Origin of the sequence: Halomonas fontilapidosi (assembly GCF_014192285.1) — a bacterium.
In the GTDB taxonomy this organism is placed as follows: domain Bacteria; phylum Pseudomonadota; class Gammaproteobacteria; order Pseudomonadales; family Halomonadaceae; genus Halomonas; species Halomonas fontilapidosi.
The window spans coordinates 167,914-192,844 of sequence record NZ_JACHXQ010000001.1 but is presented as its reverse complement, the minus strand read 5'-3'; the positions used below and the strand labels follow the sequence as shown (position 1 = coordinate 192,844).

Annotated in this window: 23 protein-coding genes; 15 read left to right on the top strand and 8 right to left on the bottom strand. The window is 65.2% G+C overall.

Annotated features, from left to right (window positions below):
• Nucleotides 1-11: 11 nt before the first annotated feature.
• Together FHR95_RS00935 and FHR95_RS00930 are read right to left on the bottom strand one after the other, a co-directional pair.
• Nucleotides 12-548, bottom strand: coding sequence for a cytidylyltransferase family protein (locus FHR95_RS00935; RefSeq protein WP_183313022.1), 537 nt, complete (start codon nucleotides 546-548; stop codon nucleotides 12-14).
• A 198-nt stretch (nucleotides 549-746) separates the two neighbouring features.
• Nucleotides 747-2,618, bottom strand: a complete 1,872-nt coding sequence (locus FHR95_RS00930) for a PHA/PHB synthase family protein (protein WP_183313021.1) — start codon at nucleotides 2,616-2,618, stop codon at nucleotides 747-749.
• A gap of 288 nt (nucleotides 2,619-2,906) precedes the next feature.
• Between FHR95_RS00930 and FHR95_RS00925 the strand changes: the two genes are divergently transcribed.
• The 4 genes from FHR95_RS00925 (at nucleotide 2,907) to FHR95_RS00910 (ending at nucleotide 6,948) form a co-directional block, all read left to right on the top strand.
• Nucleotides 2,907-3,572 (top strand): SDR family oxidoreductase, encoded by a 666-nt coding sequence (locus tag FHR95_RS00925; protein WP_183313020.1) that lies wholly within the window; start codon nucleotides 2,907-2,909, stop codon nucleotides 3,570-3,572.
• A gap of 220 nt (nucleotides 3,573-3,792) precedes the next feature.
• Nucleotides 3,793-4,383 carry a DUF6647 family protein gene (locus FHR95_RS00920; RefSeq protein ID WP_183313019.1) on the top strand — a complete coding sequence of 197 codons (591 nt, stop codon included), beginning with the start codon at nucleotides 3,793-3,795 and terminating at the stop codon, nucleotides 4,381-4,383.
• Nucleotides 4,384-4,504: 121 nt separating this feature from the next.
• Nucleotides 4,505-6,094 carry a peptide chain release factor 3 gene (prfC, locus tag FHR95_RS00915; RefSeq protein ID WP_183313018.1) on the top strand — a complete coding sequence of 530 codons (1,590 nt, stop codon included), beginning with the start codon at nucleotides 4,505-4,507 and terminating at the stop codon, nucleotides 6,092-6,094.
• Nucleotides 6,095-6,183: 89 nt separating this feature from the next.
• Nucleotides 6,184-6,948 (top strand): TatD family hydrolase, encoded by a 765-nt coding sequence (locus FHR95_RS00910; protein ID WP_183313017.1) that lies wholly within the window; start codon nucleotides 6,184-6,186, stop codon nucleotides 6,946-6,948.
• 9 nt (nucleotides 6,949-6,957) lie between these two features.
• Here the strand turns inward: FHR95_RS00910 and ygfZ are convergent, their stop codons facing one another.
• A complete protein-coding gene (gene ygfZ / locus FHR95_RS00905) occupies nucleotides 6,958-7,992 on the bottom strand; it encodes a CAF17-like 4Fe-4S cluster assembly/insertion protein YgfZ (protein WP_183313016.1) in 1,035 nt (344 codons plus the stop codon).
• A 146-nt stretch (nucleotides 7,993-8,138) separates the two neighbouring features.
• Here ygfZ and FHR95_RS00900 point away from each other — a divergent pair, with 146 nt between their 5' ends.
• The 7 genes from FHR95_RS00900 (at nucleotide 8,139) to FHR95_RS00870 (ending at nucleotide 15,917) form a co-directional block, all read left to right on the top strand.
• Entirely contained in the window at nucleotides 8,139-8,336 is a 198-nt protein-coding gene (locus FHR95_RS00900; protein ID WP_040186678.1) for a hypothetical protein, read from the top strand.
• Nucleotides 8,336-8,761 carry an OsmC family protein gene (locus FHR95_RS00895; protein ID WP_183313015.1) on the top strand — a complete coding sequence of 142 codons (426 nt, stop codon included), beginning with the start codon at nucleotides 8,336-8,338 and terminating at the stop codon, nucleotides 8,759-8,761. The genes FHR95_RS00900 and FHR95_RS00895 overlap by 1 nt, the downstream gene beginning before the upstream one ends.
• Before the next feature lie 61 nt (nucleotides 8,762-8,822).
• The gene (gene uvrB / locus FHR95_RS00890; protein WP_183313014.1) at nucleotides 8,823-10,847 is read left to right on the top strand and encodes an excinuclease ABC subunit UvrB; all 2,025 of its coding nucleotides are present in this window, start codon (nucleotides 8,823-8,825) and stop codon (nucleotides 10,845-10,847) included.
• Between the two features lie 12 nt (nucleotides 10,848-10,859).
• Complete coding sequence (nei, locus tag FHR95_RS00885) at nucleotides 10,860-11,684, top strand: endonuclease VIII (protein WP_183313013.1); 825 nt, start codon at nucleotides 10,860-10,862, stop codon at nucleotides 11,682-11,684.
• A 181-nt stretch (nucleotides 11,685-11,865) separates the two neighbouring features.
• Nucleotides 11,866-13,371, top strand: a complete 1,506-nt coding sequence (locus FHR95_RS00880; protein ID WP_040186685.1) for a fumarate hydratase — start codon at nucleotides 11,866-11,868, stop codon at nucleotides 13,369-13,371.
• 115 nt (nucleotides 13,372-13,486) lie between these two features.
• Nucleotides 13,487-14,905, top strand: coding sequence for a cardiolipin synthase (cls, locus tag FHR95_RS00875; RefSeq protein ID WP_040186686.1), 1,419 nt, complete (start codon nucleotides 13,487-13,489; stop codon nucleotides 14,903-14,905).
• 94 nt (nucleotides 14,906-14,999) lie between these two features.
• Nucleotides 15,000-15,917: a LysR substrate-binding domain-containing protein gene (locus FHR95_RS00870; protein ID WP_040186687.1), complete on the top strand. Its 918-nt coding sequence runs from the start codon at nucleotides 15,000-15,002 to the stop codon at nucleotides 15,915-15,917.
• 33 nt (nucleotides 15,918-15,950) lie between these two features.
• Here the strand turns inward: FHR95_RS00870 and FHR95_RS00865 are convergent, their stop codons facing one another.
• Nucleotides 15,951-17,042, bottom strand: coding sequence for a bifunctional nicotinamide-nucleotide adenylyltransferase/Nudix hydroxylase (locus FHR95_RS00865; RefSeq protein WP_183313012.1), 1,092 nt, complete (start codon nucleotides 17,040-17,042; stop codon nucleotides 15,951-15,953).
• Nucleotides 17,043-17,181: 139 nt separating this feature from the next.
• On the opposite strand from FHR95_RS00865, the gene FHR95_RS00860 reads away from it, so the two are divergent.
• Nucleotides 17,182-18,108: a YihY/virulence factor BrkB family protein gene (locus FHR95_RS00860; protein WP_040186690.1), complete on the top strand. Its 927-nt coding sequence runs from the start codon at nucleotides 17,182-17,184 to the stop codon at nucleotides 18,106-18,108.
• 77 nt (nucleotides 18,109-18,185) lie between these two features.
• On the opposite strand, the gene FHR95_RS00855 is transcribed toward FHR95_RS00860, so the two are convergent.
• On the bottom strand, nucleotides 18,186-19,232 hold the full coding sequence (locus FHR95_RS00855; RefSeq protein WP_183313011.1) for a Glu/Leu/Phe/Val family dehydrogenase: 1,047 nt from the start codon (nucleotides 19,230-19,232) through the stop codon (nucleotides 18,186-18,188).
• Nucleotides 19,233-19,447: 215 nt separating this feature from the next.
• Here FHR95_RS00855 and yccX point away from each other — a divergent pair, with 215 nt between their 5' ends.
• Nucleotides 19,448-19,720: an acylphosphatase gene (gene yccX / locus FHR95_RS00850; RefSeq protein WP_040186692.1), complete on the top strand. Its 273-nt coding sequence runs from the start codon at nucleotides 19,448-19,450 to the stop codon at nucleotides 19,718-19,720.
• Between the two features lie 55 nt (nucleotides 19,721-19,775).
• Here the strand turns inward: yccX and FHR95_RS00845 are convergent, their stop codons facing one another.
• From FHR95_RS00845 to FHR95_RS00835, 3 genes are read right to left on the bottom strand one after another with little or no spacing between them, the layout of a single operon-like run.
• Nucleotides 19,776-20,717 carry a nucleoside hydrolase gene (locus FHR95_RS00845; RefSeq protein WP_183313010.1) on the bottom strand — a complete coding sequence of 314 codons (942 nt, stop codon included), beginning with the start codon at nucleotides 20,715-20,717 and terminating at the stop codon, nucleotides 19,776-19,778.
• Entirely contained in the window at nucleotides 20,714-21,646 is a 933-nt protein-coding gene (locus tag FHR95_RS00840) for a ribokinase (protein WP_183313009.1), read from the bottom strand. The genes FHR95_RS00845 and FHR95_RS00840 overlap by 4 nt, the downstream gene beginning before the upstream one ends.
• 14 nt (nucleotides 21,647-21,660) lie before the next feature.
• A complete protein-coding gene (locus tag FHR95_RS00835; RefSeq protein ID WP_183313008.1) occupies nucleotides 21,661-22,596 on the bottom strand; it encodes a D-2-hydroxyacid dehydrogenase in 936 nt (311 codons plus the stop codon).
• Between the two features lie 210 nt (nucleotides 22,597-22,806).
• Between FHR95_RS00835 and FHR95_RS00830 the strand changes: the two genes are divergently transcribed.
• Both FHR95_RS00830 and aspS read left to right on the top strand, forming a co-directional pair.
• Nucleotides 22,807-23,064 (top strand): FmdB family zinc ribbon protein, encoded by a 258-nt coding sequence (locus FHR95_RS00830; RefSeq protein WP_183313007.1) that lies wholly within the window; start codon nucleotides 22,807-22,809, stop codon nucleotides 23,062-23,064.
• A gap of 50 nt (nucleotides 23,065-23,114) precedes the next feature.
• Nucleotides 23,115-24,896: an aspartate--tRNA ligase gene (aspS, locus tag FHR95_RS00825; RefSeq protein WP_183313006.1), complete on the top strand. Its 1,782-nt coding sequence runs from the start codon at nucleotides 23,115-23,117 to the stop codon at nucleotides 24,894-24,896.
• Nucleotides 24,897-24,931 lie beyond the last annotated feature (35 nt).

Below are 24,931 nucleotides of genomic sequence, written 5' to 3'. Positions count from 1 at the left end.
TCGCATCACCGTCAGTGTCCGACCCCGGCGTGTTGCTTCTTTTCCTCCTGGGTGACCTTGTCGATGACCACGTCGGGGTGGTGTCGGTGGATCACCGCGTTGATGTCCGTCTCCTGGCCGTCCGGGACATCCACCATCATCAGCAAGGCGCCCTTCTCGAGGTCATTCTTGTATTTCTCGACTTTCACGTCGGGCACCGACACACCGATCATGGTGCTGCTCCAGATGCCGAACAGGCCGCCGAATACCGTCATGCCGATGACAATCATCCAGAAGTTCATGCCGCCGATCATGTTCTCGAGCGCCATGTAGGCGGCGACCCCCAGGACCAACCCCAGTGGCAGACCAAATATCAGGCCGCGTTTCGCCGCGTTGGCGACATCGCTGGTCTCGCGCAGGGTGGCGCTGTGTAATCCACTCTTCTCCAGCTGTTTCCAGTTATTGGCCGTCACGTGGACCTGATCGTTTCGCAATCCGAGCTCTTCGAGCTCATTGGTGATCTTGATGGTGATATCGAGGTCAGGGGTCAAGAAATACAAGCGGCTCATAGCATTCTCCGGTTCGGTAGCATCGGCTTTATTTGACAAGGTCGTTGATAGTGTCTCGAACAGCAAAGACGAAACGACACTTGCCCTCCAACGCCGCTTGTGCTTCCAGCCTGGTGCGTACGGGATCTCCCGCTGTGCGCCACCGAAAAAGGCAGGCAACGATCGTTGCCTGCCTAGATATTCAGTAAAAGCGCTTCCTTATTTCTGGAGCACATAGTGGCCCGGTGCGTTCTCCAGGGGCGCATAGCCGGAGGCGGGGGCACCCATTGTCGGTGGCGCTGTCTCGCCGCTGGTCGATTCGAGCAGCCACCGGTGCCATTCCGGCCACCATGAGCCCTGGCGTTCGGGGACCATCTCTCTCCAGGTCTCGGGGGCGACATAGGAAGCGTCGGCCGCCTTGTCGGCAATCTGGTAGACATGCTTGCTCTTGCCCGGCTCACTGACCACCCCGGCGTTGTGGCCCCCGGAGGTGAGAGTGAAGGTGACGTCGGTCTTGGTCAGCAGGGAAACCTTATAAACGGATTTCCACGGTGCGATATGATCCTTGCGCGTGCCCACTGCGAAGACCGGCACCTGGATATCGCGTAGCGTCACGGCATAGTCGTCCACGCAATAGTCTCCTTCGGCCAGCGCATTCTCGAGGTAGAGGCGCTCGAGATACTCTGAGTGCATGCGGAAGGTCATGCGCGTCGCATCAGTGCTCCAGGCCATCAGGTCGAACATCGGCAGGGATTCGCCCATCAGGTAGGACTTGACGAAGGCTGACCAAACAAGATCGTTGGAGCGCAGAAAGACGAAGGTGCCGCGCATCTGCCACTTGTCCAGGTATCCCTGGTGCCACATCAGGTCCTGAAGAAAGCTTACCTGGCTTTCGTCGATGAACAGTTCAAGCTCCCCGGCCTCCTCGAAATCGGTCTCCGAGGCAAACAGCGTCAGCGAGGCGAGCCGCTCGTCCCCATCGCGCGCCATCGCCGCGGCCGCAATCGACAGGAGTGTGCCGCCCAGGCAGTAGCCCACACCGTGAATCTTGCGGTCCGGCACGACGGCATTGACAACGTCGAGCGCTTCCATGATGCCCAACCGGCGATAGTCTTCCATACCCAGGTCGCGATCCTCGGCGTCAGGGTTCTTCCACGACACCATGAAGACGGTGTAGCCCTGTTCCACCAGCCAGCGCACGAGGGAGTTGTGCGGCGAGAGATCCAGGATGTAGTACTTCATGATCCAGGCGGGGATGATCAGCAGCGGCTCGTTTTTTACCTTGTCGGTGGCTGGCGAATACTGGATGAGTTCCATCAGCCGGTTGCGATAGATGACCTTGCCAGAGGTCACGGCCACCGTCTCGCCGGGGAGGAACTTCTCGGCCCCCACCGGTGGCTCATTAGACATCATCCGGCGAGCGTCCTCGAGGAAGTGCCGGTACCCGTCGATGAAGTTCATCCCCCCGGTCTCGAGGGCGCGCTGAGTGACATGGGGGTTGGTGATTGGCGAGTTGGTGGGTGCCATGGCATCGAGAACCTGGCGAATCGTGAACGCCACCACGTCTTCGTGGTGAGGGTTAACGCCATTGACCCCTACGGCGGCGTTGTTCCACCACCGCTGGGTGAGCAAGAAGGACTGGGAAAAGACGTTGTAGGGCCACTTCTGCCACGCTTCCTCATCGAAGCGGTCGTCATCGGGGAGCGGCTCGATGCAAGGCGTGCAATTCGCGTCTTTCGTCGAGCCCGGCAGGAATCCCCATAGCTGCCCCATCTCGCGACCCATCGCCGCGACCAGTTCCGCCTGCTTGCCCGGTGAGAGACTCAGGTGCCAGGCCCAGTCGCTGAACGCCTGCATGATGGCGACCGGCGATACTCCGCCGGTGAGTTTGCCAAGGCTGGCGTGGGCGATGCGGTCAGTGGTGGCATAGAGATCAGCCTCTCCCCGAGCCTCCCGCTCACCCCCGCTACAGGCGTGCCGATGCGGCAAGCGTGGCGATGCTGGCGTGTCCGGCTGGGGGGCCATGGGCCTGGCGGGGGCGGGTTTTTCCTCTGCGACTGGGCTAGCATCGCGCTGTTTGATGTCTTGCATGCTTTTCCTCCTGGACCAAGCTGTATCAGCGGCAGCGATACAGCATTGTCGGTGCTGCCTCACTGATGTCTCGGGGTGTGGCGTTGCTTGCGTAGTGGAGACATCGGACGAGAATGCTCTTGTTGCAGTGTAGGTCACGTGCGCCAGGCTCAGGCCGCCCGGCTGTGCAGCCCCTTGAAAGTGGGCATATTTCACCGCATACCATAGGGGTTGCTTGCCTACCACGCCATGACATGAAGATGTCACGAGCGTCCCTTTTCTTGTCCCAGCATAATGAAGGAGTCGACCATGGCTAACACCGTACTGATTACCGGGGCTAATCGCGGCGTCGGGTTGGCGCTGTCGCGCCATTACCATCAGGCAGGCTGGAAGGTGATCGGCGTCTGCCGCGGCGACTCCGATGAGCTCGCCGAGGTGGCCGACCGGGTCATCGACGGTATCGACGTCACCGGGGAGGCGGATGTTGCCCGCCTTGCCGATGAGCTCGCCGACCAGTCGCTTGACCTGCTGATCAACAATGCCGGCATGTTGCATGACGAGTCGCTGGGCGAGCTCGACTTTGACGCCATCCGGGCGCAGATGGAGACCAACGCCTATGCCCCGCTGCGGGTGACCGAGGCATTGCTACCTTGCCTGGGCGAGGGTGCCAAGGTCGCCAACATCACCAGCCGCATGGGCTCCATTGCCGACAACGACTCCGGCGGTCGCTACGGCTACCGCGCCTCCAAGGCGGCGCTGAACGCCTTCGGCAAGTCGCTGGCGGTGGACCTTGCGTCCCGGGGCATCGCCGTGGCCCAGTTGCATCCGGGCTACGTGCAGACGCGCATGGTCAATTTCGGCGGCCTGATCAGCCCGGAGGAGGCCGCCGAGGGCATCGCCGAGCGCATCGCGGCCCTTACGCTGTCGACCAGCGGCGGCTTCTGGCACAGCAACGGCGAGTCGCTGCCCTGGTAACGGGCCCCGGTAAAGAACCTCGGAGAGGCGCCTCGATCACCTGCCCCGCCAGACCCAGCGGTGATCAGCGCCAGAGAGTGTCGATGGGCCCGCAACGCTTCTGTTGCATGAACTGACGTCACATCGGGCACTGGCCGTTCCCGACAGCTAGACTGACGAGGTGCTGCCCGGTGACGTTCCGTCACCGGCTACCGCTTTCCCCATGGTTGAGAGGTGGAAGATGTCACACCTGCTCAACGCCATTGAGTTGGCCATGGGCAGGCCCTCGTGGCGGGTGTCGTCCTGCCGGCATCGCCCGCTCTTGCCTTGGCTGGTGGCGCTGTTGCTGATCCTGCCCGTGGCCCCGGTGGTCTCGTCGCCTCCCGATGACGACATGGCCGCGCAACTGGCGGGGATCGTCCGGGGGCAGAGCGCCTGGCTCGCGGCGAGCACTGAGTACCGCGAACCCGACCTGCCGGGGGTTCGCTTCGAGAGCCAGGCCGCGCTCCAACAGCGCTGCTTCCCGGCCTTCCCCGACAGGCTGGACGTCCGGGTGAGCGGGGCCTACGATCCCGCGGAGGGCAACATATACCTGGACATCGACTTCGACTTCGCGTCACCCGTCGGACATAGCTACCTGCTCCACGAGTTGGTGCACCACTTCCAGGTCCACAACCTTGATAACATCGGTCCCCGTGACCGGGGGCCTCTGGAGGGGGAGGCCTATCGGCTGCAGCTGCGCTGGCTGGACGAGGCGGGAGTCGACGACCCCTGGGGTGCCTTGGGCATCGACGAGAAGACCCTGCAGATCATCGAGCGCAGCACCCGCTAGCCGGCGCCCATAAAGTGAGCCGACGGGCCACGCGGCGTTGCAGGATGCAGGCCACCGGCCTGCCGCGGTATCATGGCGGCCTTTCGAGATCCCATTCGAGTCCTGACCAGGCACCGCATTGATGTCAAACCCCACCCTGGCCCGTGAAGTCGGGCTTCGACGCACCTTCGCGATCATCTCGCACCCCGACGCCGGCAAGACCACCATCACCGAGAAGATGCTGCTGTTCGGCAACGCCATCCAGATGGCTGGTTCGGTGAAGAGTAAGCGCAACGACCGCCACGCCACCTCCGACTGGATGAAGATGGAGCAGGAGCGCGGCATCTCGGTGACCACCTCGGTGATGCAGTTCCCCTACGGCGGGCGCATCGTCAATCTGCTCGATACGCCCGGCCACGAGGACTTCTCCGAGGATACCTACCGCACCCTCACCGCGGTGGACTCGGCGCTGATGGTGATCGACGGCGCCAAGGGCGTCGAGTCACGAACCATCAAGCTGATGGAGGTATGTCGCCTGCGCACCACGCCGATCCTCACCTTCATCAACAAGATGGACCGCGACGTCCGCGACCCTGTGGAGGTGATGGACGAGGTCGAGGAAGTGCTGAACATTCAGTGTGCCCCCATGACCTGGCCGATCGGCATGGGTCGTCACTTCAAGGGCGTCTATCACCTCTACAATGACGTGATCCACCTCTATACCCAGGGGCAGGGCAGCCAGATCCCCGATGACCGCCGCATCGAAGGGCTCGATAACCCCGAGGTTGACGCGGTGCTCGGCGAGGAACAGGCCGAGGAATTGCGCATGGAGGTGGAACTGGTGCGTGGCGCTTCCCACGAGTTCGACCATGCGGCCTACCTGCGGGGCGAGCTGTCGCCGGTATATTTCGGCACCGCCATGGGCAATTTCGGGGTGCGCGAAATGCTCGACGGCTTCGTCGAGTATGCGCCGCCGCCCCAGCCGCGAGAGACCGATACCCGCACGGTGGAGGCCGAGGATGAGCGCTTCACGGGCTTCGTGTTCAAGATCCAGGCCAATATGGATCCCAACCACCGCGACCGTATCGCCTTTCTGCGGGTCTGCTCGGGCAAGTACGACAAGAACATGAAGATGCGCCACGTGCGCATCGGCAAGGACGTCAAGATCGCCGACGCCCTGACCTTCATGGCATCAGACCGCTCCCATGTGGAGGAGGCCTGGCCCGGCGATATTATCGGCTTGCACAACCACGGCACCATCCAGATCGGTGACACCTTTACTCAGGGCGAGGACATGCGCTTCACCGGCATTCCGCACTTCGCCCCGGAACTCTTCAAGCGCGTGCGCCTCAAGGATCCGCTGAAGATGAAAGCGCTGCAGAAGGGCCTGCAGCAGCTCTCCGAGGAGGGCGCGACCCAGGTGTTCATGCCGCTCGATAATAACGACCTGATTCTCGGCGCCGTCGGGACACTGCAGTTCGACGTGGTCGCCCACCGCCTCAAGGAAGAGTACAAGGTCGACTGTATCTACGAGGGAGTCAACGTCAACACGGCCCGTTGGGTCTACTGCGACGATGCCAAGAAGCTCGAGGAGTTCAAGCGCAAGGCGAGCACCAACCTGGCCATCGACGGTGGCGGCTACCTGACCTACATCGCTCCCACACGCGTGAACCTGCAGATGACCCAGGAGCGCTGGCCGGAGATCCGCTTCCAGCATACGCGGGAGCATTGAAACACCGGCCTTCGGCCAGCCTCAAGCGACAAGGAGCAAGCCACGAGGACCCCTTGCTCCTTGCTTCTTGCTTCTTGTAGCTTGTGTCCATGCTGATTGATGCTCACTGCCATCTGGACTTCCCCGACTTCGATGCCGACCGCGAGGCGGTGTTCGATCGGGCCAGGGCAGTGGACGTCCGCCATTTCGTGGTGCCGGGAACCACCCGGGCCCGCTGGCCCAATGTGCTGGCGCTGGGCGAGCGCGATGACGTCAGCGTCTGCCTGGGGCTGCATCCCTACTTCATGGAGGAACACGGCGAGGGGGACATCGAGGCGCTGGCGCAGGCCCTCGACGACCACCCTGAGGCGGTCGCTATAGGCGAGTGCGGCATCGATGCTCGCTTCACCGGGACCCTCGATGCCCAGTGGCGTCTCTTCGATGCCCAGCTCAAGATGGCCAAGACGCGCGACATGCCGGTGGTGATCCACTGCGTGCATGCCAACGACAAGGTAGCCAAGCGGCTTCGGCAGCTGGCGCTTCCCGCGGGCGGGTTGATCCACGCCTTCGCCGGCTCGCCCGAGCAGGCGAAGAATTTTCTTGACCTGGGCTTCATGCTGGGGCTTGGCGGGGCGGTGACCTTTGATCGGGCAAAACGCCTGCATCGGGCGGTGGAGAGCTTGCCCGATGGCGGCTATGTACTGGAGACCGACAGCCCCGATATGCCGTTGGCCGGCCATCAAGGGCAGCGCAACGAGCCGGCATGTGTTGCCGAGGTGTGTCGGGCGGTGGCCAGCCTGCGAGGGGAAGATTTCGACAAGGTAGGGACGGACAGCACCGCTACTGTCCGCCGACTGTTCGACCTGCCGCCCTAGTCGGAGGTCCTAGCTGGATGCCAGCGCCTCCGGGTCGACACGCTCGATGGGGTAGGGCAGCTTCAGCAGCTTCACCGCCTGGCCATTCACGCTTAGCGGGCCGATGTCCTCCTTGGTGCTGAGCACGGCGAGAAGCTCTGCCTGGCCGTACGCGTCAAGTTCAGCGGCGAGCACCTCGCCCTTGGGCTTGTCGTTGGCATCGGTGATGGAGGCGCCTGGCGCCGGGAGACTGTCGCCTTCCAGTTGGGCACGGAACAGCCTTTTCTTGACCTGCCCGCGGAAATGGGCGCGCGCCACGACTTCCTGGCCGGTATAGCAGCCCTTCTTGAAGCTGATGCCGCCGAGGGCCTCCCAGTTGATCATCTGCGGCAGGTAGCTATCGCGCTGGTCGGCATCGAGCCAGGCCAGTCCCGCCTGGATGTCGTGCAACCGCCATACGGCGTTGCCGACCGGCGTGGTGTGCTCTTTCAGCCACGCCCAATCGACCTCGACCTGATCGGCGGGCAGGCAGATCAGCAGGCGCGGGCGGGGCCCCGGGTGAGCGAGCACCTGATACGTGTCGTTGCTCGCCTGGTGCCAGGGACGGGGCGGCACGACATCGAAGCGCACCTCGGCCAGCGCCGCGGCTTCGTGGCCGATCAACCCCAATAGTGCCAGGTCGTCGCGTTCGCGCAGCTCGACCTTGTAGAAGGGGGCGAACTTCTTAAGGTGCTCGGCCAGCGAGGCCACCAGGCTGGCATGCATGATCAGACGGTAGTGTGCCGGGGCGACGCGCAGCAGCTGGGCATTGGCCAACATCCGCCCCTTGGGCGTGCAGAAGCAGGTCAGCGGGGCGAGGTCGCCGTCGGCCAGTGAGACCTGGGCACTGGTCTGGCCCTGCAGGAAGGTCTCAGCATCGGGGCCCTCGACGTCCAGTACCCCCAGGTGAGCGAGGGGCGTTATCGCGCTGGCGTCCAGCGCGACCCGCGGCGCATCGGGCGTGTTGAAGGTTACCCGGTATCCGGCTTCCTGCCGACCGCCGGTAGCAGTGATCCAATCCCTCATGTCCGGGCTCCTTTTGGTTTGGCGTCAGGCATTTTCATGCGACCGATGTGCGGGCGGGGAGGCGATATTGCAAGCGCTGCCCGGTGCCGGGAGTGGCATGCTAGACTCGGCCCATCTCGCTCGTTCATACCGCGTCAGGAGCACCCATGGCCCATCAGTCTCTGAGCTTTCAGGGCGTCGCGAACGCCGATCAGGTCAACCGCATCACCACTGCCCTGATGATGCTGGACGACGTCGACAGTGTCGAGGTCGGCCGCCACGGGGCCGAGGTGGAGGGGCGCGCCAGGCGTGACGCGCTGATCCAGGCGGTACACTCTCTCAAACTGGGTATCGAGGTAACGTGATGAAGAAGACGATTGAGGTCGTCAGTGAACGCAACCATATCTATCGTCAGCGGGTCGAATTGGACGGCTTCGACGACCTGTTTGTCGACGTGCCCGAAGCCTACGGCGGCGAGGGCACTGCGCCGGATCCCCATGACTACTTCGATCTCTCGCTGGGTGCCTGCAAGGCGATCACCTCGCAGATGTACGCCCTGCGCAAGAAGTGGCCGCTGACCGGCATCAGCGTTACCGTCAACCGCGACGACAGCCAGGAGCGTCACGGCACCTATCGGCTCGACGTGGCGATGACCTTCCACGGCATCGAGGACCCCGAGCAACGCAGCCGCCTGGAGGAAATCAGCCACAAGTGCCCGATTCACCGGCTGATGACTACCTCTACCGTGGAGGTGACGACCCGCACCGTCGAGCGCACGGCCGAGGCCTGACCCCGGCCGACTCCGCCTCCCTGGGCGCCTTGCAGGCGCCCGCCCCGTCATTGGAGCCGCCATGAGCAAGTCCTTCCGCCTGCAGTCCAAGTTCCAGCCCGCCGGCGATCAACCTTCTGCCATCATTGGCCTGGTCGAGGGGCTGGAGTCGGGACTGGCGCACCAGACGCTGCTCGGCGTGACCGGCTCCGGCAAGACCTTCACCATGGCCAACGTGGTCGAGAACCTGCAGCGTCCGACCATCGTCATGGCGCCTAACAAGACCCTGGCGGCGCAGCTCTATGGCGAGTTCAAGGCATTCTTTCCCGACAACGCGGTGGAGTATTTCGTCTCTTACTACGATTACTACCAGCCCGAGGCCTACGTGCCCTCGTCGGACACCTTCATCGAGAAGGATGCCTCGATCAACGACCATATCGAGCAGATGCGGCTCTCGGCCACCAAGGCGCTGCTGGAGCGCCGCGACGCCATCATCGTGGTCTCGGTGTCGGCCATCTACGGCCTGGGGGATCCCGACCAGTACCTGAAGATGCGCCTGCACTTCACCCGTGGCGAGCTGATCGACCAGCGCCAGCTGCTGCGCCGCCTGGCGGAGTTGCAGTACACGCGCAACGACATGGACTTCAAGCGCGGTACCTACCGAGTGCGCGGCGACGTCATCGACATCTTCCCGGCCGACGCCGAAGACGAGGCGGTACGCGTCGAGCTCTTCGACGACGAGATCGACACCATCAGCCTCTTCGACCCGCTCACCGGCGAAGTGCGGGGCCGAGTGCCGCGCATGACCATCTACCCCAAGTCACACTACGTCACGCCGCGGGAGACCATCCTCGGCGCCATCGATGCGATCAAGGCGGAGCTGGTGGAGCGACTCGACTGGCTGCGCAAGCATGACAAGCTGGTCGAGGCGCAGCGCCTGGAGCAGCGCACCCTCTACGACATCGAGATGATGCTCGAGCTCGGCTACTGCAACGGCATCGAGAACTACTCGCGCTACCTCTCCGGGCGCAACCCGGGCGAGCCGCCGCCGACCTTCTTCGACTACCTGCCCAGTGACGCCCTGCTGTTCATCGACGAGAGCCACGTCAGCGTTCCCCAGGTGGGCGGCATGTACAAGGGCGACCGTTCGCGCAAGGAGACGCTGGTGGAGTACGGCTTCCGGCTGCCCTCGGCGCTGGACAACCGCCCCATGACGTTTGAGGAGTGGGAGCGTATCTGTCCGCAGACCATCTTCGTCTCGGCCACGCCCGGGCCCTACGAGGCCGAGCACGCCGGCCAGGTGGTGGAGCAGGTGGTGCGCCCCACCGGCCTGCTGGACCCCGAGATCGAGGTGCGCCCGGCCTCCACCCAGGTAGACGACCTGCTCTCGGAGATCCGCCTGCGCAGCGAGGTGGGCGAGCGGGTGCTGGTCACCACCCTGACCAAGCGCATGGCCGAGGACCTCACCGAGTACCTGGATGAGCACGACGTGCGGGTACGCTACCTGCACTCGGACATCGATACCGTCGAGCGGGTGGAGATCATCCGTGACCTGCGGCTGGGCAAGTTCGATGTGCTGGTGGGGATCAACCTGCTGCGCGAGGGACTGGATATCCCCGAGGTCTCCCTGGTGGCCATCCTCGATGCCGACAAGGAGGGCTTCCTGCGCAACGAGCGCTCGCTGATCCAGACCATGGGGCGTGCGGCACGCAACGCCCGCGGCAAGGCGATTCTCTATGCCGACCGGATCACCGACTCAATGCGCCGCGCCATGGACGAGACCCAGCGTCGTCGCGACAAACAGATCGCCCACAACGCGGCCCACGGCATCACGCCGACCACGGTAACGCGCTCGGTGGCCGACATCATGGAAGCCGCCCAGGCCCCGGGGAAGAAGAAGGGGCGCAAGGGCGAACGCAAGGTGGCCGAACGTGAGGCCCTCTACGACCCCGCGGAGCTGTCACCGAGCGAGCTGCTCAAGGAGATCTCGCGAACCGAGGACGGGATGCACGAGGCGGCGCAGAACCTTGAGTTCGAGGAAGCCGCGCGGCTGCGCGACCGCCTTCACGATCTCAAGGAGCGCCAGTTGCTCCTGGGTTCCGCCTGACGCTCGCCCGCCATGCCCGAAGGCCCCGAGATCCGTCGCGCCGCCGACCGCGTGCATCGCCAGATCGCCGGCAGGCGGCTCGAGGACGCCTGGTTCGCCTTTCCCGACCTGGCCGGCGAGGCCGCTTCGCTGATCGGGCGCGAGGTAACGGCCGTGGACAGCTGGGGCAAGGCGCTGCTGACCCGCTTCGACGACGGTCGCGTGCTCTACTCCCATAACCAGCTCTACGGCGTCTGGAAGCTGCACGCCGCCGACCGCGAGCCGGACACCCACCGTTCGCTGCGTGTCCGCCTGGTGGCGCAGGGCAGGGCGGCAAGCCTCTACAGCGCCTCGGACGTCTCGCTGTGGTCCAGGGAGAGGCTCGATGAGCATCCCTTCCTGTCCCGGCTCGGTCCCGACCTGCTGACCCATGGCGTGACGGTGGAGCAGGCCGTGGAGCGACTTCTCCAGCGAAGCGTCCGGCGGCGAGGCGTGGGCAGCCTGCTGCTCGACCAGTCGCTGTTCGCCGGGATCGGCAACTACCTGCGTGCCGAGATCCTGTTCTTCGCTGGGCTGCACTTCAAGGTTCGGCCGGGGGACCTGGAGGAGACCGCCCTGACGCGCCTGGCGGCGTGCATCCTGGCCGTGACACGTCAGGCCTACGACCAGGCCGGGGTGACCAATCGGACCGACTGGGCCGCCGCCGAGCGTGCCCGGGGAGCCAGCCGGCGGCGCTGGCGCTTTGCCGTATTCGAGCGCGAGGGCCTGCCCTGCCACGCCTGCGGCACGGCCATCGAGCGGGTGATGGTGACGTCCCGGCGGCTCTATTTCTGTCCTCGCTGCCAGCCTGCGAGTTGATCATGGGGATAGTTTATACCGTTATCTATTCTGTAATTCACTTACACAATCTGAGACCTTCGACCACATCAATGTCGACAACCCGAGGGGTGGGGTATAATGCCCGCCGTTCAAGCCCCGCCGAAACGCCATTACAGCCACCGGCACGGGGATGCCGACAACGCCTAGGAGCTCCTTGCCCATGACCGTGATTCGCCAGGACGACCTGATCCAGAGCGTCGCCGATGCCCTGCAGTACATTTCCTACTATCACCCGAAGGATTTTATCGACGCCATGGCGGCGGCCTACGAGCGCGAGGAGAACCCGGCGGCCAAGGACGCCATCGCCCAGATCCTGATCAATTCACGGATGTGCGCCTTCGGCAAGCGGCCGATCTGCCAGGACACCGGTATCGTCACCGTCTTCGTGCACGTTGGCATGAACGTGCGCTTCGAGGCCGACATGAGCCTCGATGACATGATCAACGAGGGCGTGCGGCGCGCCTACCAGCTGCCCGACAACGTGCTGCGCGCCTCGGTGCTGGCCGACCCGGACGGCGCGCGCAAGAACACCGGCGACAACACCCCGGCGGTCATCCACCACAAGCTGGTGCCCGGCGACACCGTCGAGGTGCATGTGGCGGCCAAGGGCGGCGGCAGCGAGGCCAAGTCAAAGTTCGCCATGCTCAATCCCTCCGACAGCGTGGTCGACTGGGTGATGGAGCAGCTACCCAAGATGGGGGCTGGCTGGTGCCCGCCGGGCATGCTTGGCATCGGTATCGGCGGTACCGCCGAAAAGGCCATGGAGATCGCCAAGGAGGCGCTGCTCGATCCGATCGATATTCAGGAGCTCCAGGCCCGCGGCCCCGCCAATCGCGCCGAGGAGCTGCGCCTTGAGCTGTTCGACAAGGTCAACCGGAGTGGCATCGGCGCCCAGGGGCTGGGCGGCCTGACCACGGTGCTGGATATCAAGGTCAAGGATTTCCCGACCCACGCCGCCAACAAGCCGGTGGCCATCATCCCCAACTGTGCTGCCACCCGTCACGCCCACTTCACCCTCGACGGTTCCGGTCCCGCAGTATTGCCCGCGCCGAAACTCGAGGACTGGCCGGAGGTCACCCGCGAGGCCGGCGATAACGTCAAGCGCGTCGACCTCGACAGCGTGACCCCGGACGAGGTGCGGACCTGGCAACCCGGTGACACCCTGCTGCTCAACGGCAAGCTGCTGACCGGTCGTGACGCGGCGCACAAGCGGATGGTCGACTTGATCGCCAAGGGCGAGCCGTTGCCGGTGGACATGAAGGGGCGCTTCATCTACTACGTTGGCCCGGTGGATCCGGTGCGTGACGAGGTCGTCGGACCGGCCGGTCCCACCACGGCGACCCGCATGGACAAGTTCACCCGCACCATGCTCGAGCAGACCGGCTTGCTGGGCATGGTCGGCAAGGCCGAGCGGGGCGAGGCCGCCATCGAGGCGATCCGCGACAACCAGGCGGTCTATCTGATGGCCGTGGGCGGTTCCGCCTACCTGGTCGCCCAGGCGATCAAGAAAGCCCGCGTGGTGGGTTTCGAGGACCTGGGCATGGAAGCCATCTACGAGTTCGAGGTGGAGGATATGCCGGTCACGGTGGCCGTGGACAGCCAGGGCACTTCGGTGCACCAGACCGGTCCCGCCAAGTGGAAGGAGATCATCGCCGAGCGCGCCTGATCGTCCTGGATGACGACGGCCCCGCTATCTGGCGGGGTCGTCGCCGTCAGGGGTATGCTGCAGGGCCGCTTTCCTGGACGGTGCCGCCGTCCTTCCACGGAACAGGGATTCGACCATGACCTCCTGGCTGATCGGCCTGGCGATCTTCCTGATCTATCTGCTGGGCTTCATCTCGGCGGTGCTGGCCCTGATGTCCAGCCGCACTTCCCAAGGGGCGATTGCCTGGATCATCTCGCTGATCACCATGCCCTACGTGGCCGTCCCGGCCTACTGGATCTTCGGGCGTCCTCGCTTCTACGGCTACGTCTCGGCTCGCGGCGAGCGCGATACCGTGCTGCGTCGCCTCCTCGAACGCTACCGAGACCGCTTCACCCCCTATCTACCCGAGGTCGGCAACGCGGATATCCGCGCGGTCGAACAGCTGGCGATGATGCCATTGACGCGCGGTAATCGTGCCGATCTGCTGATCGACGGTGAGGCAACCTTCGACAGTCTCTTCGCCGGCATCGAGGCAGCCGAGGAGTACGTGCTCATCCAGTTCTTCATCGTCCGCGATGATGCCCTGGGCATCGAACTCAAGCATCGTCTGCAGCGAGCCGCCGAGCGCGATGTGCGTATCTATTTCCTGTATGACGAGATCGGCAGTCGAGGACTGAGCGACCGCTTCCTGCGTGACCTCGCCGAGACGGGCGTGGAAGTCAGCGCTTTTCGCTCCTCGCGGGGGGTCAAGCATCGTTTTCAGCTCAACTTCCGCAACCACCGCAAGGTGCTGGTCGTCGATGGCCGGGTAGGGTGGTTGGGGGGGTTCAACGTCGGCACCGAATACCTTGGCCAGCACCCGCGCCATGGCCACTGGCGTGACACCCATCTCAAGCTCACCGGCCCCAGCGCGCTGGGTCTGCAGGAAGCCTTCTGGGAGGATTGGCACTGGGCGACCGGGGAGATGATCTCGCTGACCTGGACGCCCCGGCCAAGCGAAGAGGCCAACCAGCACGTGGTGATCGTGCCCTCCGGACCAGCGGATCCGCAGGAGACGGCGAGTCTGCTGGTGCAACATGCGATCCACAGTGCCCATGAACGCTTCTGGGTCACCAGCCCCTACTTCGTGCCCGACCAGGGCGTTCAGGACGCCCTGCGCCTGGCGGCGATGCGCGGCGTGGACGTGCGCATCATGATGCCCGAACGCCCCGATCACCTGCTGGTCTTCCTCTCGGCCTTCTCCTTTCTGCCCGACATGCTGCGGGCCGGGGTTCGGGTCTATCGTTACCAGCCGGGGTTCCTGCACCAGAAGGTGATGCTGATCGACGATGTCGCCGCCAGTGTCGGCACGATCAACCTGGACAACCGCTCCTTTCGCCTCAACTTCGAGATCACCGCTGTGGTGCCTGACCGGCAGTTCGCCGCCGAAGTGCGCCTGATGCTCGAGAATGACTTTAGCCAGTGCCGTCGTGAAGACCTGGAGGCGCTGACGCGTCGCCCGCTGTGGCGCAAGCTGCTCTCTCGGGCGGCCTATCTGCTCTCGCCGATCCAGTAAGGCGGCTTGGGTCGCGCCCTGCGCTGGGGTACATTAGCGGGTTTCGAAGACCCCCCGTCGGGGAGTCTTGTATGCAGATATCCTGGGGAGTCCCGTGAACCTCGAGACCAAGTGGCTGGAAGACTTCGTCACGCTGGCCAGTACGCGCAGCTTTTCCGCCTCGGCCCGTCAGCGGCATGTGACGCAGCCCGCCTTCAGTCGGCGCATCCGCTCCCTGGAGCAGGCGGTCGGCGTGACCCTGGTCGACCGCTCGACCACGCCGGTGGACCTGACGCCCGAAGGGCAGCTGTTTCTGGTCACCGCCCGCAATATCGTCGAGCAGCTCAACGAGAGTCTCGGCCACCTGCGCGGCCTGGCCATGGCCAATGAGGCGCTGGATATTGTCGCCGCCCACTCCCTGGCACTGAGTTTTTACCCCCAGTGGATTTCCCGGCTGCAGCAGGGCCTGGGCGAACTGCCGACCCGGCTGGTGGCCATGAACGTGGGCGACGCGATCCACGTGCTGCGCGAGGGCAACTGCGACCTGATGCTGGCCTACTACGACCCCTACGCCAGCATGCAGCTCGATGCCGAGGTCTTTCCCTCCTTCTCCATCGGCCAGGTCAATATGCTGCCGGTCTGTCTGCCCGATGCCCAGGGAGAGCCACGCTTCCCGCTCGACAGCCAGGCATCGATCCCCTACCTGGCCTACACCCAGGGCGCCTTCCTGGGGCGCAGCGTGCGCATGCTGCTCAAGAACGACCCCTTGCGCATGCGCCTGAGAACCGTCTATGAGACGGCCATGGCCGAGGGGCTCAAAGGCATGGTGATGCAGGGCATGGGCATGGCCTGGATCCCCGACTTCTGCATCCGCCAGGAACTCAAGGAGGGGCGGCTGGTGCGCGCCGGTGGCGAGCAGTGGGACGTGCCGCTGGAGATCCGCCTCTATCGCTGTTCGCTGGTGCACAAGCCGGGCGTCGAGAAGCTGTGGCGGCAGATGATGAAGTTGCCCCGCGATTTCCTCCAGGCCTGATGGCGCCGTCTTCTTGCGCGTGGCCATGGCACATCAGGCGCGGTCGAAGTCGGCAGGCAGTCCCAGGAAGTCCTGGATGATGAAGAAGTGGTCCTCGAACAGGCCTTCGGGGTCGAGGTCGGCCAGGGGGACCCAGCGCGCATGGTCTCCGCCGCGCACCGGCTTGAGTTGGGGCAGCTGCTGTTCGGGACGCAGGGCAAAGTAGAACGCCTCGGCCAGGGTGCGCCCCCGCCAGCTGCGATGGGGTTCGTCGAATAATCGCTGGCCGCGCAGCGAGCCCTTGAGGACGGCCTCGGGTACCTTGAGTCGAACCCGCTCGCGAAGCTCTCTCAGGCAGGCGTCCATCAGTCGTTCATGGGGGCTGATGAAGCCGCCCGGCAGGGCGTAGAGCCCCTTGCCGGGGGCGGCCGTGCGCCGGACCAGCAGCACGTGGCCGGATTGCACCACCACCGCATTCACGGTGACGAAGATCGGCGGATAGGGGGCCTGGGACCAGGCCTGACGGTACTGATCCAGCAGCTGCTGCTCCTCGACCAGCTGGTCATAGGGGGCCTCCTCCAGGAAGTCGCGAATGCGCGCCACCACTCCCGGCGGCAGGTCATGGGCCGCGTGGGTGCTCAGGTAGTCCTCAGCCGAGGCGGCGGAGCGGAACAGCCGTTCGCGGATGCGGCTGGCCGAAATGCCTTCCACCAGGGGCACGCTGACCGACTCCCACTGCGGGAAGAGGGCGAGGTAGTAGCTGGACTGGCCGCGACTGGCGCCGATCAGGCCGATGCGCGGCAACCGAGCGTGCGCGGGGCTGGCGATGTCACGCACCTTGCGCTGTACGTCACGCACCCAGACGTCGTTGTTGTACAAGGCATCGAGCAGCGGCACGACCTTAAGGCGGGCATTCTCTTCCTCCTCGAAGGCGCTGCGCAGCATGCGCAGGCGCTCCTCGTAACGCCAGGGATTGCGCAGCGAGCGGGCTTGCCAGGCGGAGCCCACCAGCACGATGACCTGTCCCGCGTGGCGCAAGGCCTCGCGTATCACGGCCAGGTGACCCAGGTGAGGGGGCTGGAAGCGGCCGATGAACACCAGACAATCGAACTCGGCAGGGGTGTCGCCGTCCGGGAATGCGGTCATGGGGGCTCCAGGCAAAGAGGGGCAGTGAAGGGCGGGCCCATTATGGTCAGGCCCGCGAACTGCTGCAATTCGGGCTGACCTCGTGGGGTCTGCTGCATTCGGGTATGCTGAACGAAACGGCAGGGATGCGGAAAGCGCAATGATCAAATCGACCATGACGACCCTCAGCGACGCGGTACGGTTCTGGTGGCGCGTCGTCCGGGATGCAATGAAGCTCTGGCTGGAGCGCAACGCCTTCAGTTATGCCGGCTCCTTGGCTTTCTATACCCTGTTCTCCCTGGCGCCCACCATGATCATCGCCGTCACCGTGATCGGCGTGGTACTCGGTGAAGACGCCGCCCAGGGCCAGATCGTTGCCCAGTTGCAGGGCACCATGGGCCACGACGCTGCTGCCGCCATCGAGCAGGCCGTCGCCCAGTCGCGCATCCAGGAGTCCGGCCTGCTGCCGACCCTGCTCGGGGTGGGCGCGCTGGTGATCGGTGCCACTACCGTCTTCGCACAGATGCAGTTCTCGCTGAATACGCTCTGGGGCGTAACGGCCAAACCCAGCAGCAATAGTGCTCTCACCTTCCTCAAGAGCCGCCTGCTGTCATTGACCGTGGTGCTCGCCATCGGCTTCATCCTGCTGGTATCTCTGGTGCTTGGGGTGGCGATTCGGGCCATGCTGCAGGCGGCCGACGACCTGCTGCCCTATGTCGGGCTGCTGACCACCGGGGCCGAGTTCCTGGTCTCGTTGGCCCTCATCGCCGCGCTCTTTGCCACCATCTTCAAGGTACTGCCGGATGTGGTGCTGCGCTGGCAGGACGTTATGGTTGGCGCCTTGGTCACCGCCGTGCTGTTCGCCGTTGGCCGTTCGGGCATTTCCACCTATCTGGCCTACACGGCCACCGCCTCCACCTACGGTGCGGCGGGATCGGTGGTGATGATTCTGCTGTGGGTCTACTACAGCTCGCTTATCCTGCTGTTCGGCGCCGCCTTTACCAAATGCCACCTGCTGGCCGCCGGCAAGTCGGTGACGCCACGCAACTCCGCGGTATTGGTGCGCCACGAACTCCTGGAGGAGTGAGCGAGGTCCTGAGCGCAGGATGCGCCGAAGGCCGGCGAGGGCCGGCCTTCGACGGGGAGTGACGCCGCGAAAGGGGCTCAACCGGCAGGGCGGAAACGTTCCCGGGCCAGTTGGTCGGCCACCGTGGCGGGACTTGTGCCCTCACGGCCGGCGCGCGAGAAGATCTCGTCCATGGTGGCGCCGATCCCCTCAATATGTTCCATCACGGCCTCGCGGCGATAGTCATCGCGACGCTGCCAGGCGATCTCGATCACGCCGCCCGCGTTGGCGACATAGTCCGGTGTGTAGAGGATGCCGCGCGCCATCAGGCGCTCGGCGATCGCCGGGGAGGCCAGTTGATTGTTGGCGGCGCCGCAGACCACCTTGGCCTTGAGGCGGTCGACCACGGCCTCGGAGAGGGCGGCCCCCATGGCGCAGGGGGCGAAGACATCGACCTCGGCATCGGCGATCGCCGCCGGTGTCAGCGTCTCGGCTCCGAGTTCATCGGCAAGCTGAGCCAAGGCAGTGGCATCGACGTCGGTCAGCACCAGTCGGGCGCCGGCCGCATGGAGATATCGCGCCAGATGGGCGCCGACGTTGCCGACCCCTTGTACCGCTACCCCGACGCCTGTGAGGTCATCGCGCCCCAGGCCGTGGCGGACGGCGCTCTTCAGGGCGCTGAACACCCCCCAGGCGGTAAACGGCGAGGGGTCGCCCGAGGCTGCGCCATGACGCGGCAGGCCACCGACATGCTCGGTCGCCTCGGCGATGAGCCGCATGTCGGCTTCGCTGCTGCCCGAATCCTCGGCGGTGATGTAGGCGCCGCCCAGGCCGTCGACCAGTCGGCCCATGGCGCGAAGCAGCTCGGGTGTCTTGTCGCGGCGGGGATCGGCGATGATCACCGCCTTGCCGCCGCCCAGCGGCAGGTCGGCAAGCGCCGACTTGTAGGTCATGCCGCGGGAGAGGCGCAGCACATCGGTCAGCGCTTCCTCCTCGCTGGCATAGGGGAAGATACGCAGGCCGCCCAGGGCCGGGCCCAGGTGAGTGTCGTGAATGGCGATAATGGCGCGCAGGCCGCTGGCGTCATCGCTGCCATAGACGATCTGCTGGTGGTGGTCGAACTCGGGGTGGTCAAAGACCGGCATGGTGAAACTCCCTCGTGAGGATGATCATTGTGCTTGTGTCGGCCCGGATAGGGCGATCCTCGGCCGCGGAGGGCTTGTGGCCGTGTGGGGTCGGAGGATAGTGACAAGACTAGGACATCGCCGCTGCGACGGGAAGGCCCGAGGACTGGTCGAGCCGCCGGCCTGGCTGGTAGAAAGGATCACGGAATCGATCGCAACGACGAAAGGAGATAGCCATGGACAAGTGCTGCGCGAGAGCGCTGGTTACAGGCAAGGTACAGGGTGTCTGGTTTCGCCGGGCGACGCAGGAGCAGGCCCTCAAGGCCGGTATCACCGGGCATGCGGTCAACCTGCCGGACGGGCGCGTCGAGGTGCTGATGTGCGGTGAGCGCGAGGCGGTCAAGCAACTCGCTGAATGGCTGTGGAAGGGACCCGACGGGGCCCGGGTCACCCATGTGGAATTCGAGGTGATCGAGGCCCATGAACCGGACGAGTTCCACGTCGGCTAGTGCCGGGGCGGAATCGGTACGACCCAAGGCCTGGGCCGTACCGGGCGTGTCGTGCTCAGTCCAGGGTGTCGGCAATCCAGTCGCTGACGGCCTGGCCGTCGACGCCGAGGCAGACCTCCACCAGCGGGGTGCGTGACCAGCGCGTCTCGATGAAGCCGCGCCCCTGGGGGGCGAAGATCGTCTGGCCTTCAGCATCGCCGGACGTCGCCACGGTCAGGTGGCCGTGGGCGGTGGTAAAGAGCTCTGGACGCAGCAGCCAGGCCAGCGCACAGCTGTCGTGAGGACAGCAGCCATCGATGCCCAGAAATTCCCGGTAGAAGTCCCGATAGAAGCCATAGCTCCCCGCCAGTATCTTGCCTAGCTCGCCCTGGCCGGCCTCGATGCGTGTCATGTGCTCGCCGGTAAGCACGCACCGATGGGTGACGTCGAGACCCACCAGGGTCAATGGCCAACCGGCGGTAAGCACCCGGGACGCGGCGTCCGGGTCGTTGAACATGTTGGCCTCGGCCACCGGGGTGACGTTACCGCCCTCGCGGATCGAGCCGCCCATGATGACCACCCGTTTGACCTTCTCGGTGATGGTCGGGTCGAGCTGCAGGGCGGCGGCCAGGTTGCCCACCGGTCCCACCGCGACCAGAGTAACCTCGCCGGGACGAGCGCTCAGCGTGTCGACGATGAATTGCGCTGCACTGCGGGGGTCGGCCTTTCCCGCGACCGGGGGCAGGTCGATATCCCCCAGGCCGTTGGCGCCATGGATGTGGGCGGGTGGCGGATGACGCGTCTTGACCATGGGTGCCGCGGCGCCCTGGGCGACGGGGATGTCTTTCCCGGCGAGCTCCGAGAGCAGCAGGGCGTTATGGGTGGCGGTCTCGACGTCCACATTGCCGTAGGTGGTCGTCAGACCCAGCAGATCGAGCTCGGGGTGGCGCAGGGCAATGGCGATGGCCTGGGCATCGTCGACGCCCGGATCGGTATCGAAAATGATCGGATGGCTCACGGTGCCTCCTCGTCGTGGGGATGGAGAGTGGAAATGCCGTTGCGCAGGGCGCGCTCGACGGCCGCCGCCTCGGGAATGCTGTCGGCCGCGCCGGCGATCTGCACGCCCAGGGCGGCCGCGGTGGCGGCGCGCCTCAGGCAGTCTCGCACCGGCTGCCCGTGCTGCAGGGCGGCCAGGTAGTAGCCGATGAAGGTGTCGCCGGCGGCGGTGGTGTCCCTCGGCGTGACCGGCAAGGCAGGCTGGAAATGGCGTTCGGCGCCGGACTGATACCAGGCACCGTCGCCGCCCAGGGTCAGCACGACCTCGCAGCCGGGCAGGCGGCGGGCAAGGCCGTCGAGCAGCGACTCGGGCCGTGAGTCCTCCTCCAGGCCAGCCAGCCAGGCGGCCTCGCCGCGATTGACGAACAGCAGCCGGCAGTGCTCCAGGGGCAGTTCCTGCACCGCATCGCTCATGGGGGCCGGGTTGAAGGCGATGTTCAGACCGGCGTCGGCGGCACGCGCCATGACCTGCGGCAGAGCGTCACACTCGTTCTGGATCAGCAGCCAGTCGCCGGCTGAGGCCGAGGCAAAATAGGCGTCCAGAGCCTGCTGCGTGGTGCCGTGGTTGGCGCCCGGAAAGAGCAGGATGGCGTTCTCGCCCCGGTCGTCGACCTGGATGATGGCGTGACCGCTGGGCTCATCGACCAGGCTGATGGCCTCCACCTCCACCCCGGCATGGCCGAGCAGCTCGCGGGCCCAGGCGTCCCGCTGGCAAAGACGGCCCCAGTGACGCACCCGGCCGCCGGCGCGCGCCATGGCAAGCGACTGATTGGCCCCCTTGCCGCCCAGGCCGACCCGGTAGTCGTGGCTGGCCAGGGTCTCGCCGGGACGCACCAGGTGGGGAACGCGATAGAAATGATCGAGGTTGATGGATCCGAAGTTGTGCAGCATGCGAGCCTCCGCGCTTAGCCTTCCTGCCAGCCGCGCAGGTTATCGGCGGTAAGGGCCACGATGCGCTGGCGGGCCTCGGGCGTGATCCAGGCGTTGTGGGGCGTCACGACCAGGTTGAGCGACTCATCCAGGGCGTCGAGCAGCGGGTGTCCATCGCGGGGTGGCTCCACCGGCAGCACGTCGACGCCGAGCCCACCCAGGCGTCCCTTACGCAGGGCGTCGAGCGCCGCCTGCTCGTCGATGATCCCGCCCCGGGCGCAGTTGACCAGCAGGGCGTCGGGCTTGAGGCTGGCCAGCAGGGCAGCGTCGACCAGATGGCGAGTGGCCTCGGTGAGCGGGCAGTGCAGGCTGATCACGTCCGCCTCAGGCGCCAGGTCGCGAAGGCCGGGACGACTGTCATGGGCCTCGTTGCCGGGGCGTGCGGCGAAGTCAACGTGCATGCCGAAGGCCTGGGCCAGACGCGCCACCTTCGAGCCCAGCTCGCCCTGACCGACGATGACCAGCCGCTTGCCCTCGAGCTGCAGCGTCGTATGGTCCATCAGACAGAAGAAGGGACTTTCCTTCCAGCGTCCACGCGCCACGTCGCGCTGATAGAGGGGCAAGCGGGTGGCCAGGGCGAGTATCAGCATCAGGGTGTGCTGGGCCACGCTGGCCGTGCCGTAGGCCGTGACGTTCTTCACGCTGATGCCCAGGCGATCGGCCGCGCTCATGTCGATGTTGTTGGTACCGGTCGCCAGCACGCAGATCAGTTTCAGTGCGGGCAGTGCCTCCAGGGTGTGGGCATCGAGCACCACCTTGTTGACGATGGCCACCTCGGCACCGGCAAGGCGTTCGGCGGCCCGATCGCGGGGAGTATGGTCATGCACATCGAGGGTGTCGAGGTGCTGGCGGATCGGGTCCAGGTCGACGTCGGGCCCCAGGCTGGCGGCATCGAGAATGACGGCTTTCATGCGCTTTTTCCTTTTTGACGCAGGCGGGCCAGGCAACAGGCCGCTGCAGGGGTGGGCCTTGCCCGGCGCGACAGGCTATAATCACCGGCTTTCAAGGCAGGCTTGGATTATCCGCAGCCCGGCCCTATATCGCACCACGGAAGCGCGAAGCGGTGGCTACCGCCTGTGCTTGACCCATGGGAATGTCATTACATCGGGAGTGATCAAACCATGCCCATCTACGAATATGAGTGCAAGGCCTGCGGCCATCGCCTGGAAAAGCTTCAGAAGATCAGTGCAGAGCCGCTCAAAGACTGCCCGACCTGCGAGGCGGCAGCGCTCAAGCGCCTGGTCTCCGCGGCCGGCTTCCGACTGGCCGGCGGCGGCTGGTACGAGACGGATTTCAAGACCGGCGGCAAGAAGAACCTGGCCGGCGGCGAGGGCGGCAAGCCCGACAAGACGCCGAGCAAGGACGGGGCGGCGGCCTGAGCCGCTCGACGTTGCCTTTCACCATTTCATGTAACGGAACAGGATTTGACATGCGCAGCCATTATTGCGGCCAGCTGAACGAGAGCCAGGTGGATCAGACGGTCACCCTCTGTGGCTGGGTCCACCGCCGCCGGGACCACGGGGGCGTGATCTTCCTCGACATGCGCGATCGCGATGGCATCGCCCAGGTCGTGGTCGATCCCGATACCGCCGAGGCCTTTGCCAACGCGGACAGTGCCCGTAACGAGTACGTGCTGCGCATCGTCGGCCGCGTCCGGCTGCGTCCAGAAGGCACGCAGAATGCCAAGATGCCTACCGGGCTGATCGAGGTGCTGGCCAGCGAGGTCGAGGTGCTGAACAGCGCCGTCACGCCACCCTTCCAGCTCGATGAGCATGGCAAGGTGGGCGAGGAGGTTCGCCTCAAGCACCGCTATATCGACCTGCGCCGTCCCGAGATGGTCGACAAGCTGCGCCTGCGTTCGCGCATCACGCATAGCGTACGGGCGTTTCTCGAGGGGCAGGGCTTCCTGGATATCGAGACCCCGGTTCTCACCCGCGCCACGCCCGAAGGGGCGCGTGACTATCTCGTCCCCAGCCGCACTCACCCGGGCAGTTTCTTTGCCCTGCCGCAGTCGCCGCAGCTGTTCAAGCAGCTGTTGATGGTGTCCGGTTTCGATCGCTACTACCAGATCGCCAAGTGCTTCCGCGACGAGGACCTGCGCGCCGATCGACAGCCGGAATTCACCCAGATCGACCTCGAGGCGTCCTTCGTCAACGAGGACGACATCATGGCGATCACCGAGTCGATGGTGCGCCAGCTGTTCCAGGACGTGCTCGACGTCGAGCTGCCGGTCTTCCCGCGCATGAGCTGGGACGAGGCGATGACCCGCTACGGCTCCGACAAGCCGGACCTGCGCATTCCGCTGATGCTGACCGATGTCGACGACCTGATGAAGCAGGTCGACTTCAAGGTGTTCTCCGGCCCCGCCAATGCCGAGGATGGCCGTGTGGCCGCGCTCAAGGTCCCCAACGGGGCCGGCCTGTCGCGCAAGGAGATCGATGAATACACCCGCTTCGTCGGCATCTATGGCGCCAAGGGCCTGGCCTGGATTAAGGTCAACGATCGCAGCAAGGGGCTCGAGGGCCTGCAGTCGCCGATCGTCAAGTTCATGGAGAACGTGGTCGAGGAGCTGCTTGACCGCATCGGTGCCGAGGATGGCGACCTGGTGTTCTTCGGGGCCGACAATGCGCGCATCGTCAACGAGGCGCTCGGTGCCTTGCGCGTCAAGCTCGGCGAGGATCTCAACCTGTACACGCGCGACTGGGCCCCGCTGTGGGTGGTCGACTTCCCGATGTTCGAGGATGACGGCAGCGCCCGCATGCAGGCCCTGCACCACCCCTTCACCGCGCCCGCCTGCGACGTGGAAACCCTCAAGGCCAATCCGGTGGCGGCGCTGTCCCGGGCCTACGACATGGTGCTCAACGGCACCGAGCTGGGTGGTGGTTCGATTCGTATTCACGACCGCGGCATGCAGAGTGCGGTGCTGGAACTTCTCGGCATCGGCGAGCAGGAAGCGCGGGAAAAGTTCGGCTTCCTGCTCGACGCCCTGCAGTATGGTGCTCCGCCCCATGGCGGCCTGGCCTTCGGCCTCGACCGCCTGGTGATGCTGATGACCGGCGCGCGCAGCATCCGCGAGGTGATCGCCTTCCCGAAGACCCAGAGCGCGGCTTGCCTGATGACCGATGCGCCCAGCGAGGTCGATGCCGAACAGCTCAAGGAGCTCAACATTCGCCTGCGGCAGAAGGCCAAGGCGGAAACCGCCGGCGAGTGACGGCGACCCCGACCCGATGTCATCCCACCGGCGCC

Excerpts from the sequence above, each read along its gene's own strand:
- FHR95_RS00935 (WP_183313022.1), bottom strand. The coding sequence starts at position 548 with ATGAGCCGCTTGTATTTCTTGACCCCTGACCTCGATATCACCATCAAG.
- FHR95_RS00930 (WP_183313021.1), bottom strand. The coding sequence starts at position 2,618 with ATGCAAGACATCAAACAGCGCGATGCTAGCCCAGTCGCAGAGGAAAAA.
- FHR95_RS00925 (WP_183313020.1), top strand. The coding sequence starts at position 2,907 with ATGGCTAACACCGTACTGATTACCGGGGCTAATCGCGGCGTCGGGTTG.
- FHR95_RS00920 (WP_183313019.1), top strand. The coding sequence starts at position 3,793 with ATGTCACACCTGCTCAACGCCATTGAGTTGGCCATGGGCAGGCCCTCG.
- prfC (WP_183313018.1), top strand. The coding sequence starts at position 4,505 with ATGTCAAACCCCACCCTGGCCCGTGAAGTCGGGCTTCGACGCACCTTC.
- FHR95_RS00910 (WP_183313017.1), top strand. The coding sequence starts at position 6,184 with ATGCTGATTGATGCTCACTGCCATCTGGACTTCCCCGACTTCGATGCC.
- ygfZ (WP_183313016.1), bottom strand. The coding sequence starts at position 7,992 with ATGAGGGATTGGATCACTGCTACCGGCGGTCGGCAGGAAGCCGGATAC.
- FHR95_RS00900 (WP_040186678.1), top strand. The coding sequence starts at position 8,139 with ATGGCCCATCAGTCTCTGAGCTTTCAGGGCGTCGCGAACGCCGATCAG.
- FHR95_RS00895 (WP_183313015.1), top strand. The coding sequence starts at position 8,336 with ATGAAGAAGACGATTGAGGTCGTCAGTGAACGCAACCATATCTATCGT.
- uvrB (WP_183313014.1), top strand. The coding sequence starts at position 8,823 with ATGAGCAAGTCCTTCCGCCTGCAGTCCAAGTTCCAGCCCGCCGGCGAT.
- nei (WP_183313013.1), top strand. The coding sequence starts at position 10,860 with ATGCCCGAAGGCCCCGAGATCCGTCGCGCCGCCGACCGCGTGCATCGC.
- FHR95_RS00880 (WP_040186685.1), top strand. The coding sequence starts at position 11,866 with ATGACCGTGATTCGCCAGGACGACCTGATCCAGAGCGTCGCCGATGCC.
- cls (WP_040186686.1), top strand. The coding sequence starts at position 13,487 with ATGACCTCCTGGCTGATCGGCCTGGCGATCTTCCTGATCTATCTGCTG.
- FHR95_RS00865 (WP_183313012.1), bottom strand. The coding sequence starts at position 17,042 with ATGACCGCATTCCCGGACGGCGACACCCCTGCCGAGTTCGATTGTCTG.
- FHR95_RS00860 (WP_040186690.1), top strand. The coding sequence starts at position 17,182 with ATGATCAAATCGACCATGACGACCCTCAGCGACGCGGTACGGTTCTGG.
- FHR95_RS00855 (WP_183313011.1), bottom strand. The coding sequence starts at position 19,232 with ATGCCGGTCTTTGACCACCCCGAGTTCGACCACCACCAGCAGATCGTC.
- yccX (WP_040186692.1), top strand. The coding sequence starts at position 19,448 with ATGGACAAGTGCTGCGCGAGAGCGCTGGTTACAGGCAAGGTACAGGGT.
- FHR95_RS00840 (WP_183313009.1), bottom strand. The coding sequence starts at position 21,646 with ATGCTGCACAACTTCGGATCCATCAACCTCGATCATTTCTATCGCGTT.
- FHR95_RS00835 (WP_183313008.1), bottom strand. The coding sequence starts at position 22,596 with ATGAAAGCCGTCATTCTCGATGCCGCCAGCCTGGGGCCCGACGTCGAC.
- FHR95_RS00830 (WP_183313007.1), top strand. The coding sequence starts at position 22,807 with ATGCCCATCTACGAATATGAGTGCAAGGCCTGCGGCCATCGCCTGGAA.
- aspS (WP_183313006.1), top strand. The coding sequence starts at position 23,115 with ATGCGCAGCCATTATTGCGGCCAGCTGAACGAGAGCCAGGTGGATCAG.